At 67.2% G+C, this 15,768-nt stretch carries 15 protein-coding genes; 6 read left to right on the forward strand and 9 right to left on the reverse strand.

The window, feature by feature from the left end:
- Window positions 1–44 precede the first annotated feature (44 nt).
- The 6 genes from OG921_RS06045 (at window position 45) to OG921_RS06070 (ending at window position 6,565) form a co-directional block, all read left to right on the forward strand.
- Window positions 45–1,805: a nitrite/sulfite reductase gene (locus OG921_RS06045; RefSeq protein WP_266111446.1), complete on the forward strand. Its 1,761-nt coding sequence runs from the start codon at window positions 45–47 to the stop codon at window positions 1,803–1,805.
- A complete protein-coding gene (locus OG921_RS06050; protein ID WP_266111447.1) occupies window positions 1,802–2,539 on the forward strand; it encodes a phosphoadenylyl-sulfate reductase in 738 nt (245 codons plus the stop codon). The genes OG921_RS06045 and OG921_RS06050 overlap by 4 nt, the downstream gene beginning before the upstream one ends.
- Window positions 2,536–3,456, forward strand: coding sequence for a sulfate adenylyltransferase subunit CysD (gene cysD / locus OG921_RS06055; RefSeq protein ID WP_266111448.1), 921 nt, complete (start codon window positions 2,536–2,538; stop codon window positions 3,454–3,456). Before OG921_RS06050 ends, cysD (OG921_RS06055) begins: the two co-directional genes overlap by 4 nt.
- Before the next feature lie 2 nt (window positions 3,457–3,458).
- The gene (locus tag OG921_RS06060; RefSeq protein WP_266111449.1) at window positions 3,459–4,787 is read left to right on the forward strand and encodes a sulfate adenylyltransferase subunit 1; all 1,329 of its coding nucleotides are present in this window, start codon (window positions 3,459–3,461) and stop codon (window positions 4,785–4,787) included.
- 2 nt (window positions 4,788–4,789) lie between these two features.
- On the forward strand, window positions 4,790–5,578 hold the full coding sequence (locus OG921_RS06065; RefSeq protein ID WP_266111450.1) for a sirohydrochlorin chelatase: 789 nt from the start codon (window positions 4,790–4,792) through the stop codon (window positions 5,576–5,578).
- A gap of 87 nt (window positions 5,579–5,665) precedes the next feature.
- Window positions 5,666–6,565 carry a universal stress protein gene (locus OG921_RS06070; RefSeq protein WP_266111451.1) on the forward strand — a complete coding sequence of 300 codons (900 nt, stop codon included), beginning with the start codon at window positions 5,666–5,668 and terminating at the stop codon, window positions 6,563–6,565.
- A 25-nt stretch (window positions 6,566–6,590) separates the two neighbouring features.
- On the opposite strand, the gene cysC is transcribed toward OG921_RS06070, so the two are convergent.
- The 9 genes from cysC to OG921_RS26605 form a co-directional block, all read right to left on the reverse strand.
- Window positions 6,591–8,549 carry an adenylyl-sulfate kinase gene (gene cysC, locus OG921_RS06075; protein WP_266111452.1) on the reverse strand — a complete coding sequence of 653 codons (1,959 nt, stop codon included), beginning with the start codon at window positions 8,547–8,549 and terminating at the stop codon, window positions 6,591–6,593.
- Window positions 8,549–9,472 (reverse strand): sulfate adenylyltransferase subunit CysD, encoded by a 924-nt coding sequence (gene cysD, locus OG921_RS06080; RefSeq protein ID WP_266111453.1) that lies wholly within the window; start codon window positions 9,470–9,472, stop codon window positions 8,549–8,551. Before cysD (OG921_RS06080) ends, cysC begins: the two co-directional genes overlap by 1 nt.
- Window positions 9,469–10,272: a Stf0 family sulfotransferase gene (locus OG921_RS06085; protein WP_266111454.1), complete on the reverse strand. Its 804-nt coding sequence runs from the start codon at window positions 10,270–10,272 to the stop codon at window positions 9,469–9,471. The genes cysD (OG921_RS06080) and OG921_RS06085 overlap by 4 nt, the downstream gene beginning before the upstream one ends.
- An 84-nt stretch (window positions 10,273–10,356) precedes the next feature.
- Window positions 10,357–11,718: a sulfatase gene (locus OG921_RS06090; protein WP_266111640.1), complete on the reverse strand. Its 1,362-nt coding sequence runs from the start codon at window positions 11,716–11,718 to the stop codon at window positions 10,357–10,359.
- Between the two features lie 2 nt (window positions 11,719–11,720).
- Window positions 11,721–12,755 (reverse strand): sulfate/molybdate ABC transporter ATP-binding protein, encoded by a 1,035-nt coding sequence (locus OG921_RS06095; protein WP_266111455.1) that lies wholly within the window; start codon window positions 12,753–12,755, stop codon window positions 11,721–11,723.
- Window positions 12,752–13,558: a sulfate ABC transporter permease subunit CysW gene (cysW, locus tag OG921_RS06100; RefSeq protein ID WP_266111456.1), complete on the reverse strand. Its 807-nt coding sequence runs from the start codon at window positions 13,556–13,558 to the stop codon at window positions 12,752–12,754. Before cysW ends, OG921_RS06095 begins: the two co-directional genes overlap by 4 nt.
- Window positions 13,555–14,349 (reverse strand): sulfate ABC transporter permease subunit CysT, encoded by a 795-nt coding sequence (gene cysT, locus OG921_RS06105; protein ID WP_266111457.1) that lies wholly within the window; start codon window positions 14,347–14,349, stop codon window positions 13,555–13,557. The genes cysW and cysT overlap by 4 nt, the downstream gene beginning before the upstream one ends.
- Window positions 14,350–14,471: 122 nt before the next feature.
- Window positions 14,472–15,503, reverse strand: a complete 1,032-nt coding sequence (locus OG921_RS06110) for a sulfate ABC transporter substrate-binding protein (RefSeq protein WP_266111458.1) — start codon at window positions 15,501–15,503, stop codon at window positions 14,472–14,474.
- Between the two features lie 134 nt (window positions 15,504–15,637).
- Window positions 15,638–15,727, reverse strand: a complete 90-nt coding sequence (locus OG921_RS26605; RefSeq protein WP_323182700.1) for an Ms4533A family Cys-rich leader peptide — start codon at window positions 15,725–15,727, stop codon at window positions 15,638–15,640.
- Window positions 15,728–15,768 lie beyond the last annotated feature (41 nt).

A 15,768-nucleotide genomic window follows, 5' to 3' on the forward strand; every position in this document is an offset into this window, starting at 1 on the left:
TGCGCTTCGCCGTGCCGTGACACCACTAGTTCAGGAGCAATCCAATGACGTCGAGCACCGACGCCGGCACAGCCACGGGTGAGCCCGCAGCGCGTCAGCGCACCGACCCGACGGCCGCGCGCCAGCCTGCGGCTCGCCAGCGCACAGCGAAGCCCACTCGTCGCCGGGCCGAGGGACAGTGGGCCCTCGGTTACCGCGAACCGCTCAACGCAAACGAGCAGGCCAAGAAGGACGACAACCCGCTCAACGTTCGCGCACGGATCGAGAACATCTACGCAAAGAACGGTTTCGACAGCATCGACAAGGGCGATCTGCGCGGCCGGATGCGCTGGTGGGGCCTCTACACCCAGCGCGAGCAGGGCTACGACGGCACCTTCACCGGCGACGAGAACATCGACCTGCTCGAGGCCGAGTACTTCATGATGCGGGTGCGCTGCGACGGTGGTGCCCTGAACGTCGAGCAGCTGCGCACGCTCGGCCAGATCTCCACCGAGTTCGCCCGTGACACCGCCGACCTGTCCGACCGGGAGAACGTCCAGTATCACTGGATCGAGATCGAGAATGTCCCGGAGATCTGGAAGCGACTCGAAGCCGTCGGTCTGCAGACCACCGAGGCATGCGGCGACTGCCCGCGCGTCGTGCTCGGTTCCCCGCTCGCGGGTGAGTCGCTCGACGAGATCATCGACACCACTCCTGCGATCGACGAGATCGTGCGCCGCTACATCGGCAAGAAGGAGTACTCGAACCTCCCCCGCAAGTTCAAGACCGCGATCTCGGGCCAGCAGGACGTGGTGCACGAGATCAACGACGTTGCCTTCGTCGGCGTAGAGCACCCCGAGCACGGCCCCGGTCTCGACCTATGGGTCGGCGGTGGCCTGTCGACCAACCCGATGCTGGCCCAGCGCGTCGGCGCCTGGGTGCCGCTGGACGAGGTTCCCGACGTATGGGAAGCGGTCGTCTCGCTGTTCCGCGACTACGGCTACCGCCGGCTGCGCACCAAGGCCCGCCTGAAGTTCCTCGTGAAGGACTGGGGCATCGAGAAGTTCCGCCAGGTACTCGAGGACGAGTATCTGAAGCGCAAGCTGATCGACGGTCCCGCACCCGAGCAGCCGAGCCGCCCGATCGACCACGTGGGCGTACAGAAGCTGCAAAATGGGCTGAACGCGGTCGGCTTCTCCCCCATCGCCGGCCGGGTCTCCGGCAGCAAGCTCACCCAGGTGGCCGACGCGGTCGAGCGGATCGGCGCGGACCGGATCCGGTTCACCCCGTACCAGAAGCTCATCGTGCTCGATGTCGCCGACGACAAGGTCGAGCAGCTCATTGCCGAACTCGAACCACTCGGCCTTCAGGCCCGTCCGTCGCATTGGCGCCGAAACCTGCTGGCGTGCAGCGGTATCGAGTTCTGCAAGCTGTCCTTCGTTGAGACGCGCAAGCGCTCGCAGGTGCTCGCCCCCGAGCTCGAGCAGCGCCTCGCCGATATCAACGCCGAGCTCGACGTGCCGATCACGATCAACATCAACGGCTGCCCCAACTCGTGCGGCCGGTCCCAGATCGCCGACATCGGCTTCAAGGGCCAGCTCGTCGACGACGGCGAAGGCAACCAGGTGGAGGGCTTCCAGGTCCACCTCGGCGGCAGCCTCGGCCTCGACAGCGGTTTCGGCCGCAAGCTGCGCCAGCACAAGGTGACCTCCGAGGAGCTCGGTGACTACATCGAGCGCGTGGTGCGCAACTTCATGAAGCACCGCAACGAGAATGAGCGGTTCGCCCAGTGGGCGGTCCGGGCGGAAGAGGCGGACTTGCGATGAGCGTCATCTCCACCCGTGACACGGCGGCGCTGCGCACCATTGCGGAGCGCGGCGCGGCGGATCTGGTCGGTGCGAGCGCCGAGGAACTCCTGCGCTGGACCGACGAGACGTTCGGTCCCCGCCATGCGGATGCGGAGGGACGCGACGGTTACATCGTTGCCTCGAACATGCAGGACGCGGTTCTGGTGCACCTCGCCGCTGAGATCCGCCCGGGCGTGGACGTGCTGTTCCTCGACACCGGTTACCACTTCGCGGAAACCATCGGCACCCGTGACGCGGTAGAGGCGGTGTACGGCGTCAACATCGTGAACGCGACTCCCGAACAGTCCGTCGAGGAGCAGAACCGCCTCGTCGGCAAGAACCTGTTCGCCAGCGATCCCGGCGAATGCTGCCGGTTGCGCAAGGTGGTGCCGCTGCAGAACACGCTGAGCAACTACCGCGCCTGGGTCACCGGTATTCGGCGCGTGGAGTCCCCCACCCGCGCCAACGCGCCGCTGGTCTCCTACGACGACGCGTTCGGTCTGGTGAAGATCAACCCGATCGCCGCGTGGTCCGACGACGACATGCAGGACTTCATCAACAAGCACGGTGTCCTGGTGAATCCGCTCGTCGAGGAGGGCTACCCCTCCATCGGCTGCGCTCCGTGCACCAGGAAGCCGGAGCCGGGAACCGATCCGCGAAGCGGCCGCTGGGCCGGGTTCGCCAAGACCGAATGTGGGTTGCACTCGTCATGACCGCTCAGATCACCCGGGCACGAACGGAATTCGACACGCTCGCCGCGTTGGAATCCGAGGCCATCCACATCTTCCGTGAGGTCGCCGGCGAGTTCGAGCGCCCGGTCATCCTGTTCTCCGGTGGCAAGGACTCGACCGTCCTGCTGCACCTCGCGCTGAAGGCGTTCTGGCCGGCACCCCTGCCGTTCGCGCTGCTGCACGTCGACACCGGACACAACCTGCCCGAGGTGCTCGAGTTCCGCGACCGCATCGTGGAGCGGTACGGCCTGCGCCTGCACGTGGCCAACGTCGAGGACTACCTCGCCGACGGACGACTCACCGAGCGCACGGACGGGATTCGCAACCCGCTGCAGACCGTGCCCCTGCTCGACGCCATCGCCGAGCACCGCTTCGACGCCGTATTCGGCGGCGGGCGCCGCGACGAGGAGCGGTCGCGCGCGAAGGAACGAATCTTCTCGCTGCGCAACGCCTTCGGGCAGTGGGACCCGAAGCGGCAGCGCCCGGAGCTGTGGAACCTCTACAACGGCAAGCACGCTCCCGGCGAGCATGTGCGGGTGTTCCCGTTGAGCAACTGGACCGAACTCGATATCTGGCGCTACATCGCTCGCGAGGACGTCGACCTGGCCAACATCTACTACGCACACCAGCGGCCGGTGTACCAGCGCGACGGGATGTGGATGACGCCGGGCTCGTGGGGCGGACCCGCCGAGAACGAGGCACTGGAGGTCCGTTCGGTGCGCTACCGGACCGTCGGCGACGGATCCACGACCGGCGCAATCCTTTCCGATGCCGCCGACAACCAAGCGATCCTCGCCGAGGTCGCGGCCTCCCGGCTCACCGAGCGCGGCGCCACCCGCGGCGACGACCGGGTGTCCGAGGCGGCAATGGAAGACCGTAAGCGTGAGGGCTATTTCTGATCATGAGTGAAGCAATCGAGCCGAGCCTGCACAGCGACACGCAGCTTCTGCGGCTGGCCACGGCCGGCAGTGTCGACGACGGCAAATCCACGCTGGTGGGCCGCCTGCTCTACGACACCAAGTCGGTACTGGCCGACCAGATCGATGCGGTCACGCGCGCCTCGGTCGACAAGGGCCTGGCGACACCCGACCTGTCACTGCTGGTGGACGGTTTGCGAGCCGAACGCGAGCAAGGCATCACCATCGACGTGGCCTACCGCTACTTCGCGACGCCGAAGCGCTCGTTCGTGCTCGCCGACACGCCGGGGCACGTGCAGTACACCCGCAACACGGTGTCCGGTGCGTCCACCGCGCAGCTGGTGATCCTGCTCGTCGATGCCCGCAAGGGTGTCATCGAGCAGACCCGTCGCCACGCGGCGGTGCTCGCGCTGCTCGGTGTGCCGAAACTGGTACTCGCGGTGAACAAAGTCGACCTGATCGACAACCCCGCCGAGGTGTTCGCCGAGATCTCGGCGGAGTTCGGCGAGCTCACCCGCACCCTCGGCTGGTCCGAGGACGACGTGCTCGAGATCCCGGTCTCGGCGAAGTTCGGCGACAACGTGGCCAGCCGTTCGGACAACACGCCGTACTACGACGGTCCGAGTCTGATCGAGCATCTCGAGTCGGTGCCCGTCGACGCCGACAGCGCCGGCCGTCATTCGATCGGACTGCGCTTCCCCGTGCAGTACGTGATCCGCCCGCGCACCGCCGAGCACCCCGACTACCGCGGCTACGCCGGTCAGGTTGCGGCCGGGTCGGTTTCGCAGGGGGACGAGGTCGTCGTGCTGCCGTCGGGCGTGCGCACCATCGTCGAGCGGATCGACACCGCGGATGGCGAACTCGAGACCGCGCAGGTCGGGCGCAGCGTCACGCTGGTGCTCGCCGACGACGTGGACATCTCCCGCGGTGACACGATCGCAGCCCCCGACGATGCCCCCGAGCCGATCGCGGAATTCGACGCGACGGTGTGCTGGCTCGCCGAGAAGCCGCTCCGCCCCGGTGCTCGGCTCCTGCTCAAGCACGGCACCCGCACCACCCAGGCCATCGTCGGCGCGCTCGTCGATCGGTTCGACGAGCAGCGGCTCGCTTCGGATGCGTCGCCGGAGTCGTTGGAGCTCAACGACATCGGACGTATCACCGTCCGCGTCGCGGAGCCCATCGCAGCCGACGACTACGCGGTGAACCGGCACACCGGCAGCTTCCTGCTGATCGATCCCGCCGGCGGCAACACGTTGGCGGCCGGTCTGGTCGGCGACGTGCTCAGCGCGGTCGAGGTCGGCGAGAAGGTCTGATCGTGTCCGTCCCGTTGATCGCCGTCGCGCACGGCAGCCGTGATCCGCGTTCCGCACGCGCGATCGCGGCAGCGCTGGGCCGGTTGCGGGCACGTCATCCCGAGCGGGATGTGCGGCTGGCGTTCCTGGATCTGAATGCGCCGTCGGTCGGGCAGGCCATCGACGCCGTCGCCGGCAGGAGCGCAGCCCGCGGAGCGACCGGGGAAACAGTCGGCTACGGCCGTGTCGTGGTGGTGCCGCTGCTGCTGGGCAGCGCGTTCCATGCCCGAGTCGATCTGCCTGCGATCATCGCCGAGGCGCAGGTGCGCCACCCGTTCCTCGACGTGGTCACTGCCGACATACTCGGAGCGGACGACGAACTGATCGCCGGGGCGCGCCGAGCGATTGCCGCCGCCGGGGTGTCACTCGCCGATCCGGACGTGGGCGTCGCGCTGTGCGCGGTGGGTTCGCGCCGACCGGAGGCCAATGCGGCGACGCGGACCATCCCCGGCCGGGTCCTGCACGGCACGGCCTGGCGACATGCCCGCACCTGCTTCGCCACCGCTGCCTCCCCCACCGTGAGCGACGCGCTGCGTGATCTTCGCGCGGCGGGTGCCCGTTCCCTGGTCGTTGTGCCGTGGATGCTGGCGCCCGGGGTGCTGTTGGATCGCGTGCACCTGACCGCACAGCTCCTGGAACCGGACGTCCGATTGGCGGCGACCCTCACCGCCCATGCCGATCTCGCCACGGTGATCGATCACCGTTATCGCAGCGCACTGACCGATTCGGTATTCGCCCGCCGCGTCGCCTGACCGGTCACAGGTCGGTAATTCCTCGCCAACTGCTGGCGAAGTCCGTGCCGGAGAGCACAGACTGGAACGTGAGCGAGGAGGACATCAATGTGCGCTGCTGAAATCCGGCGCGGCATCGTGGCCGGAATCGACGGATCCGACACTGCGCTCGACGCGGCCCGCTGGGCCGCGTCGGTGGCTCTGCAATTCGGGGAACCGCTGTACCTCACGCACCTGGTACCGAAGCCGAAGCACCCGGAGCGCGAGCAGAAGGACGAGGAACTGCAGCACGAACTCGCCGAGGGCGAGCAGCTGTTGGCGGCTGCCGAGGCCGTCGCCCGAGCCGCGGCGCCGGGCGTCGTCACCGAATGCCGGCTCGAATACGGGCAGACCGCGCCCGCGCTGGTCACCATCTCCGAAGGCGCCCGCATGCTCGTGCTGGGAAGCGCGGGGACCAGCGAAATGCGTGCCATGTTCGTCGGCTCCGACGTGGTGCGGGTGGCCAACCACGCGCGGTGCCCGGTCGTGGTGTGGCGCGAGAATCCGGACGGGGAGATCACCACGGGACTGCCGGTGGTTGTGGGCGTCGACGGCAGTTCACTCAGCGACGTCGCGGTTGCCCACGCATTCGAGTTCGCATCGTTCTTCCGCGTCCCGGTGATCGCCGTGCACGCCTGGTCCGAACAGTCCGGGCTCGGATACGCGGAGTCACGGCGCTTCGTGAACTGGTCGTCGCACGAGCAGCGCGAGACCGCGGTGATGTCGGAGGCGCTGGCCGGCTGGGGTGAGAAGTTTCCCGACGTGGATGTCGAGCGCTTCATCGAACGCGGCAGCGCGCGCGGTGCGTTGCTACGTCACTCCACGCAGGCGCAACTCGTTGTCGTCGGCAGCCACGGTCGTACCCCGATCATGGGCGCGCTACTCGGCTCGACCACGCAGAACCTCATGCATCATTCCCGCTGCCCGGTGCTGATCTGCCGGGACGGCGATCGGGCGGACGGCGAGTAGCCGCCCGATCCCGATCGGGCGCCGATCAGTCGCCGACGATCCCCCGGTCGACGAGCACCGCGAGCACCTGGGCGACGAGGTCGTCGATCTCGGCGCCGGTGGTGTCGATGACGAGGTCCGGAGCGGTGGGCGCTTCGTACGGTGCATCGATTCCGGTGAGCCCCTTCAGTTCTCCCGCGCGAGCGCGGGCATAGAGACCCTTCGGGTCGCGGCGTTCGCACTCGGCGAGCGGCGTCGCGACATGCACCTCGATGAAGGGCAACTTCGCGGCATGATTGAGCTCGCGGGCGATCGCCCGATCGGACTCGAGCGGTGACACCAGCGACGCGAGCGCGACCGCGCCCGCGTCCGCGAACAACCGGGTCAAATGTCCGACGCGACGGATGTTCTCCGCTCGATCGCCGGGCGAGAAGCCGAGGTCGTCGGACAGGCCGTGCCGGACATTGTCGCCGTCGAGCAGATAGGCGACTCGGCCCGATTCGACCAGCGAGCGCTCCAAAGCGACGGCGACGGTGGACTTTCCGGATGCGGGCAGTCCGGTGAACCAGACAGTGGCGCCGCTTTGCCCGGTCGCGTGCCACCGATGTGTGCGGTCCAGCGACGAGGGGTGCCACTTCACATCGGTGCGTTGCTGCGCACCGGGTTTGACCTCGCGTGGCTCCAGAATGATTCCGGCACCGACGGTATCGTTTGATCCCTCGTCGATCAGGATGAATGCGCCGGCATCCCGATTACTCGCATAGTCGTCCGCGACGACCACCGAACTCGTCCGCAACGTGGCCGTTCCGATGTCGTTGAGCGACAACTGCACCGGCGAGGACTCCTCGTCGAGGGTCTCGGGGTCGAGCCGGGAGTGCAACGCCTGCACCGTGGCGCGCACCGTCCGCGTGGTGTGCTTGAGCGCAAGGCGATCGCCTGCGCGCAGCGGCTGGTCACCGAACCAGCACACGGTGGCCTCCAGCTCGCGCGCTGCCACGGGGAGGTGCGCGTCCTCGACACCGCTGACCAACACGTCACCGCGGCCCACGTCGATGTCGTCGGCGAGTTGCACCGCGACAGACAGCGGTGCAACGGCAACCGTCCGCGCGTCGTCGAGCGCGTCGACGGCGATAACCGTGCTGCGCGATCCCGACGGAAACACGACAACCGGGTCGCCGACTTCGAGTGTGCCCGCCGAGAGCCGGCCGGTGTAGCTGCGCCGGCCCGCGGGGCCGTCCGGGCGCGACACGTACTGCACCGGCAACCGCAGCTCGCGGGCCTGCGCGTGCGGCGCAACGAGATCGATCGATTCCAGATGTTCGAGCAACGCGGGACCCGTATACCAGGGCGTGCGCGCCGAGCGGTGCACCACGTTGTCACCGTGCTTGGCCGCAATCGGAACGACCACCAGATCGGCCCCGCCGAGCCGGCGGACCAGCGTTTGCAAGTCGGCTTCGACCTCGCGGAAACGGCCCTCGTCGAAGTCGACCAGGTCGATCTTGTTCACTGCCGCAACAAGGTGCGTCACCCCGAGCAACGACGCGATCCGCGCATGCCGCCTGGTCTGACGCAGCACACCGGTGCGCGCGTCGACGAGCAGGATCGCGACGTGCGCGTTGGATGCCCCGGTGAACATGTTGCGGGTGTAGCGCTCGTGCCCGGGGGTGTCGGCGAGGATGTAGCTGCGGTTGGCGGTCGAGAAGAACCGGTACGCGACATCGATGGTGATGCCCTGCTCCCGCTCGGCGCGCAGCCCATCGGAGAGAGCGGCCAGATCCGGGACGCCGTCCTCGCCGGTCACCGACTCCAGGTGATCCACCGGGAGGCTGTCGGTGTCGTGCATCAGCCGACCGATCAGCGTGCTTTTGCCGTCGTCGACCGATCCCGCCGTGGCGAGCCGGAGCAGCTGCCGCGGAGCCGCGGGGTCCGCGTCACGATCGACCGACTGCAATGCGCTCTCGCCATTGTCGACGGCATCGACGCCCTGCTCGAGTGGTGCGGACATCAGAAGTATCCCTCCCGTTTGCGGTCTTCCATGGCCGCCGCGGACGTGCGGTCATCGGCCCGCGTCTCACCGCGTTCGGAGACCGTCGCAGCCGAGATTTCGGCTATAACCGAAGCGATTTCCGTCGCGCGCGAGCGCACTGCGCCCGTAATGGTCAAGTCGCCGACGGTTCGATAACGCACCCACTCCGAACGAACCTCCGTCGCCCCGGGATCGGTGAATTCCGATGTGGCAAGCAGGATCCCGTCCCGCTCGAACACCTCGCGCTCGTGCGCGAAGTAGATCGAGGGCAGTTCGAGTCGTTCGAGTTCGATATAGCGCCAGATGTCGAGCTCGGTCCAGTTGCTGAGCGGGAAGACCCGGACCTGCTCACCGCGCCGGATACGACCGTTGTACAACGACCACGGTTCCGGGCGTTGCGCGCGCGGATCCCACTGGCCGAACTCGTCGCGGAAGCTGAGCACGCGCTCCTTCGCACGAGCGCGCTCCTCGTCGCGGCGGGCACCGCCGAAGGCGGCATCGAACCGGCCCGCCTCCAGCGCATCGAGCAGCGTGCGGGTCTGCAGACGATTGCGCGATCCCCCCGCCGCGCCGTCTTCCCGTACCCGACCCGAGTCGATCGAATCCTGCACGGACGCAACGATCAACCGATGTCCGCCCGCGGCGAGCCGCCGATCCCGGAACTCGATCACCTCGGGAAAGTTGTGTCCGGTGTCGACGTGCAGCACCGGGAACGGGACCGGCGCGGGCCGGAACGCCTTCTCCGCGAGGCGCAGCAGCACGATCGAGTCCTTGCCCGCGGAGAACAGCAGCACGGGTCGCTCGAGTTCGGCCACCACCTCGCGAATGATGTGCACCGATTCGGCCTCGAGCAGGCGCAATTCGTCGACTCTGCGCGCGTCGATCGTCTCCACTGCGGTCATGTCGGCAGTCCGTCCCGTTCGGCTTCACCCAGATATTTCTCGACCCACGAATTCGACCGCACGTCGGCCTGACGTTCCAGGGCCGGGGGTGGTGCCAGCGACGGGTCGAGCCCCAGCGCCGCAAGCACCTTGGCGACCACCGAGGTGGTATCCGAGGCCAGGTCCCGGTAGTCCACCACGACCGGAGCGATGTCTTCGGCGGCGAACCACTGCTGCCAGCCACGCTCCTGCTCGCGCAGAATGGCGACCAGATGCGCAATGCCGCCCGCGTGGTAACTCGCCTGCACGCCGGCGGTCCGCTCCTTCGGCGCGCGCCAAATCTGCGTCTGCACGGCGCGCCAGAACGACACCGCCTGATGCACCACATCCGGTCGACTGACGTGCAGGAACAACACGTCGTCGCCGAGCACGTCGCGGATCGCCGAGCGCAGGTCGGTACCGGTGCGGTCGGGCAGTCCGGCCGCGCGGTCGATCAGTAGCGGGGTCTGGTTCCACATGAGCTTGCCGCCCCACACCCCGTTCGGACTCCGCCCCAAGTCGAGGATGCGCTCACGCCAGGCCACGCTCGATTCGGTGTCGGGTGTCCCCGGTTCGAGCGGTGCCAGCAATTCGAGCACGGTGGGATCGGTGACGTCGGCGAACCACTGCCGCGGCTGGGGAGCGCGACTCGTCTCGGGCAGATATTGAAAGAACTCTTCGGGCTCCCCGGCAACGCCCGTTGCGCGCAACGACTCGACCAGAAGTGTGCTCCCGCTCCGCTGCGATGCGAGAACCAGGTATTTCCCGGGGTGATCCGCCATGGAAGGATGATAGACGCGGCCGATCGGAATCGCGCACCCGGGTGATCGAAATCTTATTGATTAAAACTATTGTGCGCCAACCGATTACGTGCTTGCGGAGTCCTCGATGCCCCGTTCGCGACTGCGCGCCTTGCGGGAGGCGAGATCGAGACCGTGCACCTTGACGTAGGTATCGGTGTACCGCTCCGAGATCCTGGTCCCCACGAACACCGACGGGATGACGTCGCGGGTGTACTCCCGCCAGGAGTGCAGCAGAAGGGCGAGTTCGTCGGCGATCTTCTCGTGCCCCTCCCGAAGCAGCAAATTGTCGGTCTCCCCCGGATCTGTGCGCAGATCGTAGAGCTCGCGCGGCGGCCGCGCAGCCGTGACGTCAGGGGCCACCGCGCGGCCGGAGGGACTATCGGCGATGTCCCACGGCAGGTCGAGCAGCGGCCGGGCCGCGTAGTTCTCGATATAGCTGTAGTCCTTGGTCCGCACGGCCCGGATCGGGTCGAACGAGTCGTGGTAGGTCTTGCTGGTGAACACCTGTTCCCGAACCGGCAGAGCGTCGTCGCCGTGCTGCAGCAGCTGTGCGGCGTGCGAGAAGCCCTCGATGTCGTCGGGCTCGTTTAGCCCGAGCAGTTCGAGCAGCGTCGGCACCAGGTCGACGCCGGAAAAGAGTTCGTCGTAGACGAACGGCGCGACACCGGACGAGGTCGGCGGCCGCGCGATCAACGCGATCCCCGTGCCCGCGTCGTAGAGCGTCGACTTGGCGCGCGGGAATGCCGCGCCATGATCGGTGACGAACACCACCCAGGTAGAGCGGTCCAGACCCGTTTCGGCGAGTGTGTCGAGCAGCTCGCCGACGGCCGCATCGGCGACGGCGATCGACCCGTAGAACTCGGCGAGGTCTTCGCGCACCTCCGCCGTGTCGGGCAGGTAGTCGGGCAGGTCGACGCGGTCGGCGGGTTCGTAGCGGTCGCGCGGGTACGGCCGATGGGTTTCGAAGAAACCTGCGGTCAACAGGAATGGTTCGTCGTGCGGCTTCCGCAGCCACTCGGCGGCTTGCTCGACGACGTATTCGCAATACGAGTTCGACACGTCGTACTCGTCGAAGCCGAGCCGAGCCGGGAACGAGGTCTCGTGTTGCATCCCGAAAAGAGCTGTATGCCAACCGTTTTCGGAAAGAATCGCAGGAAGCGTACGCACCTCGGGGCGGTACTCCCAGCCGTGATGGGCCAGACCCACCAGACCGTTGCTCTGCGGGTAGCGACCGGTGAACAACGACCCCCGCGACGGGGAGCACAGCGGCGCGGTGGCATGCGCCTTGGTGAACAGAATCCCCTGGGATGCAAGCTCATCGAGCCGTGGGCTCGACACCGACTCGTAACCGTAGGCACCGAGGTACCTGCCGAGATCGTGCCAGTGCACGAGCAGGATGTTTGCCGGGCGGTCGCCGTCTGCCACGGTCACCCCACGACGGCGGGCTCGGCCGCAGGCTCGCTCACGGACTGCTCCGGCAGATCGGGCACCTTGGTGGCCCGGGCGTACACCGTCTCGCCCTCGGCAAGATGCAGTGCGGCCGCGTCACCGCGGGTGATCTGGGCGGAGAACTGGTCATTGGTGGCGGCGTTGCGCAGATCGACGCGGACCTCGAAGCCGAGCCGCACGACGCGCTCGACCTGCGCGCGAGTCACGCCGGCGGTTTCCGCAGTGCCCTCGTCGCGAGCGACGGCCAGGTCGGGCGTCCGGCCGACGCGGATATCGTGCGGCCGGACCAGCTGACCGTTCAGCTTCGCGACCTCGCCGAGGAAGGACATGACGAACTCGTTCGCCGGAGTGTCGTACACCTCGTCCGGCGGACCGACCTGCTCGATGCGGCCGCGGTTGAGCACCGCGATCCGATCGGCGACGTCGAGCGCCTCCTCCTGATCGTGGGTCACGAGCACCGTGGTGACGTGCACCTCGTCGTGCAGCCGACGGAGCCACTTGCGCAGGTCCGCGCGGACCTTGGCGTCGAGCGCACCGAACGGCTCGTCCAGCAGCAGCACCTGCGGATCCACCGCGAGGGCACGCGCGAGCGCCATGCGCTGCCGCTGACCGCCCGAAAGCTGGGCCGGGTAGCGGTGCTGGAAGCCGTCGAGTCCGACGATGCCGAGCAACTCGTCGACCCGCTTGGCGATCTCGGCCTTGGGGCGCTTACGGATCTTCAGGCCGAACGCCACGTTGTCACGCACCGTCATGTGCTTGAAGGCGGCATAGTGCTGGAAGACGAACCCGATATCCCGCTTCTGCGGGGCTATCCGAGTGACATCCTTGCCCGCGATGATCACGGTGCCCGAGTCCAGCGACTCCAGCCCGGCAATCGAGCGCAGTAGCGTCGACTTCCCCGACCCCGAAGGACCGAGCAGCGCGGTGAGCGAGCCGGACGGAATTTCCAGCGTCACGTCATCGAGCGCGGCGAAGTCACCGTAGTGCTTGTTCGCGCCGGTCACGGTGATCATTTCGACTCCCTCTTGCGGTCGAGCAGCGTCATCGCCAACAGTGTCAGCAGTGCAATGCACATCAGCAGTGTGGCCGCCGAGTAGGCGCCGTAGGTGTTGTGATCGTCGATGTAGCGGGAGTGCACCAACAGGGTCAACGTCTGAGACACCCCGGGGAATCCCGACGACACCATGATGACCGCGCCGAACTCACCGAGCGAACGGGCGACGGTCAGGACGATGCCGTAGGTGAGGCCCCAGCGGATCGCCGGCAGTGTGATGCGCCAGAAGGTCTGCCAGTTCGACGCGCCGAGAGTGGCCGCGGCCTGTTCCTGCTCGTCGCCGATCTCGTGCAGCACCGGCTCGACCTCGCGGACGACGAAGGGAAGCGTCACGAAGATCGTCGCGAGCACCATGCCGGGCAGCCCGAAGATCACCTTGAACCCTAGGTTTTCGACACCGCCGAACCAGCCGCTCGAGCCCCACAGCAGGATCAACGAGACACCGACGACGATGGGCGACACGGCGAACGGCAGGTCGACGATGCCCTGCATCAGAGACCGCCCGGGGAACCGGCCGCGTACCAGCGCGATCGCGGTGAGGATGCCGAACACGACGTTGATCGGCACGACAATCGCGACAATCAGCAGCGAAAGCTGCAGCGCCGCGATCGCGGCGGGCGTGCTGATCGAGTCGATGAACATCCCTATCCCGTTTTCGAAGGTCCGCCACAGAATCAGCACGACCGGGACGAGGAGTAGGACGACCAAATAACTCAGTGCGACGAAGCGCAGCGTGAGGCGGGAGGGCGTGGACAGATTCATCGTTGCCGCTGCTCCTTACGCATTGTGCGTTCGGCGAACAGTCGGAGCACGAGCAGCGTGACGAACGCGATCGCGAGCAAGGCCACCGATTCCGCGGCGGCGTTCACCGGCCGGTCGATCTCGATCTGCTGCTGGATGTGCTGCGACAACATCTGGGTGACTTTCGGGATATTGCCGCCGATCAGCACGACCGAGCCGTACTCACCGATTGCACGCGCGAAGGCCAACCCGGCGCCGCTGATGATTGCGGGCGCCAGAGTGGGCAGGACGACTCGGCGAAAGGTCGTCCAGTTACCCGCACCAAGTGAGGCAGCGGCTTGCTCCACCTCACGGTCGACCTCGATCAGCACCGGCTGCACGGAGCGCACGACGAACGGCAACGTCACGAACGCAAGCGCGACCACCAGACCGGGCTGAGTGGCATTGAGGTGGACATGCAACGGGCTGTCCGGGCCGTACAGCGAGAGCAACACGATGCTGGCCACGATCGTCGGCAGCGCGAACGGCAGGTCGATCATCGAGTTGACGATCCGCTTGCCAGGGAAATCGTCGCGGACGAGCACCCAGGCGATCAGGGTGCCCATCACGACGTTGACCAGCGCAACAACCACGGAGACCTCGACGGTGATCCGCAGGGAAGCCAGCGCCGCCGGGGCGGTCACGGCGTCCCAGAACCCCGCCCAGCCGTCCTCGAAGGCGGCGACCGTGAGCGCCGCGAGCGGCAGCAGCACGATCACACTCAGCCACAGCATCGCGACGCCGATGCCGAGCGGCCCGACGGTTCCGGTCACCTGGAATCGGAACCGGCGGGGCCCCCGCGTTTGCGGCGCGGCGCCGGGAACGGGGAGATTCGCCCCGGTCCCGGCGACCGCCGGTTGAGTAGTTGTCACGGTCGATCAGTCCCCTGTTGGTTCTACTTCGTCGCGTTGTCGTAGATAACCGCGACCGAGCCAGTGTCCTTCGCGAACAGTTCGGCGTCGACCTTCTTCCAACCACCGAGGTCGTCGATCGTCCACAGCTTCTGCGGCGCCGGGAAGTCCGCGGCGAACTCGGCGGCGACATCCGGATCGACCGGCCGGAAGCCGGCCTCCGCCCACAGCTTCTGTGCTTCCGGGGTGTAGAGGTAGTCGCGGAACGCGTTGGCCTTCTCCAGGTTCTTGCTCTTGTTGATCACCGCGAAGGGGTTCTCGATCTTGAAGGTGGTCGGCGGCGTGACGTGCTCGACCGGGTCACCGTTGCGCTCGGAGAACAGCGCCTCGTTCTCGTAGCTGAGCAGCACGTCACCGGTGCCCTGCAGGAACGTTTCGGTGGCCTCCCGACCGGACTTCGGCTGCACCTTCACGTGCTCGCCCACGAGCTGGTTCAGGTAGTCGAGACCGGCCTGCGGATTCGCACCGCCGTCACTCTTGGCGGCATACGGTGCGAGCAGGTTCCACTTGGCCGAGCCGGAGCTGAACGGATTCGGCGTGACGACCTCGAGTCCGGGCTGCAGCAGGTCGTCCCAGTCCTTGATGTTCTTCGGGTTGCCCTTGCGCACCACGACGGTCACCACCGAGCCGAACGGGATGCCCTTGTCGGCACCGGTGTTCCAGTCCGGATCGACGAGGCCCGCGTCGACGAGCCGGGTGATGTCGGGCTCGACCGAGAAGTTCACCACGTCCGCCTCGGCGCCATCCTTCACCTTGCGGGACTGATCGCCCGAGGCGCCGTAGGACTGCTGGAAGCTGACGCCCTTGCCCTCCTCCGTGGCGTTGAACGCCGGGATCACCTTGTCGAATCCGGGCTTGGGAACCGCATAGGCGTAGAGGTTGAGCGTGCCGCCACCACTGCCCGAATCCGAGTCGGACCCGCCCGCGACGTCGCTCGAGCCGCCGCCGCAGGCAGTGAGCGCGAGCGCACTCACGGCCGCGAAGGCGACAGCGACGGAACGAAGACCACGTTTCATGGGTAAAGACCCTTCTGATCGAGATAATGGAAACCGGCGAGATACGCCGGCGAACGAAGCGGGCGTGGGCTGGACCGAGGAACAGGCTGTTCAGGACGACGGGGGCGCGAACTCTGCGCCATCGGAGCGTTCGATCAGCGACAGGCGATGTCGGCGACCGCGAGTGTGCCGACACCGATCAACGCCAACTCGTGGCGGACCAGTGAAACGGCGGTAGCAGTCACGCGCCAGACTGTAGCAGAGCAGGTCAGCACAGGCAGAACTC

Origin of the sequence: Aldersonia sp. NBC_00410 (assembly GCF_026342035.1) — a bacterium.
Lineage (GTDB): Bacteria > Actinomycetota > Actinomycetes > Mycobacteriales > Mycobacteriaceae > Aldersonia.

Bases quoted from the DNA above. Each gene is read 5' to 3' on its own strand.
- OG921_RS06095 (WP_266111455.1), bottom strand. From the start codon at position 12,755: ATGATCACCGTGACCGGCGCGAACAAGCACTACGGTGACTTCGCCGCG.
- cysC (WP_266111452.1), bottom strand. From the start codon at position 8,549: ATGTCCGCACCACTCGAGCAGGGCGTCGATGCCGTCGACAATGGCGAG.
- OG921_RS06070 (WP_266111451.1), top strand. From the start codon at position 5,666: ATGTGCGCTGCTGAAATCCGGCGCGGCATCGTGGCCGGAATCGACGGA.
- OG921_RS06085 (WP_266111454.1), bottom strand. From the start codon at position 10,272: ATGGCGGATCACCCCGGGAAATACCTGGTTCTCGCATCGCAGCGGAGC.
- cysD (WP_266111448.1), top strand. From the start codon at position 2,536: ATGACCGCTCAGATCACCCGGGCACGAACGGAATTCGACACGCTCGCC.
- OG921_RS06110 (WP_266111458.1), bottom strand. From the start codon at position 15,503: ATGAAACGTGGTCTTCGTTCCGTCGCTGTCGCCTTCGCGGCCGTGAGT.
- OG921_RS06060 (WP_266111449.1), top strand. From the start codon at position 3,459: ATGAGTGAAGCAATCGAGCCGAGCCTGCACAGCGACACGCAGCTTCTG.
- OG921_RS06045 (WP_266111446.1), top strand. From the start codon at position 45: ATGACGTCGAGCACCGACGCCGGCACAGCCACGGGTGAGCCCGCAGCG.
- cysD (WP_266111453.1), bottom strand. From the start codon at position 9,472: ATGACCGCAGTGGAGACGATCGACGCGCGCAGAGTCGACGAATTGCGC.
- OG921_RS06050 (WP_266111447.1), top strand. From the start codon at position 1,802: ATGAGCGTCATCTCCACCCGTGACACGGCGGCGCTGCGCACCATTGCG.
- cysW (WP_266111456.1), bottom strand. From the start codon at position 13,558: ATGAATCTGTCCACGCCCTCCCGCCTCACGCTGCGCTTCGTCGCACTG.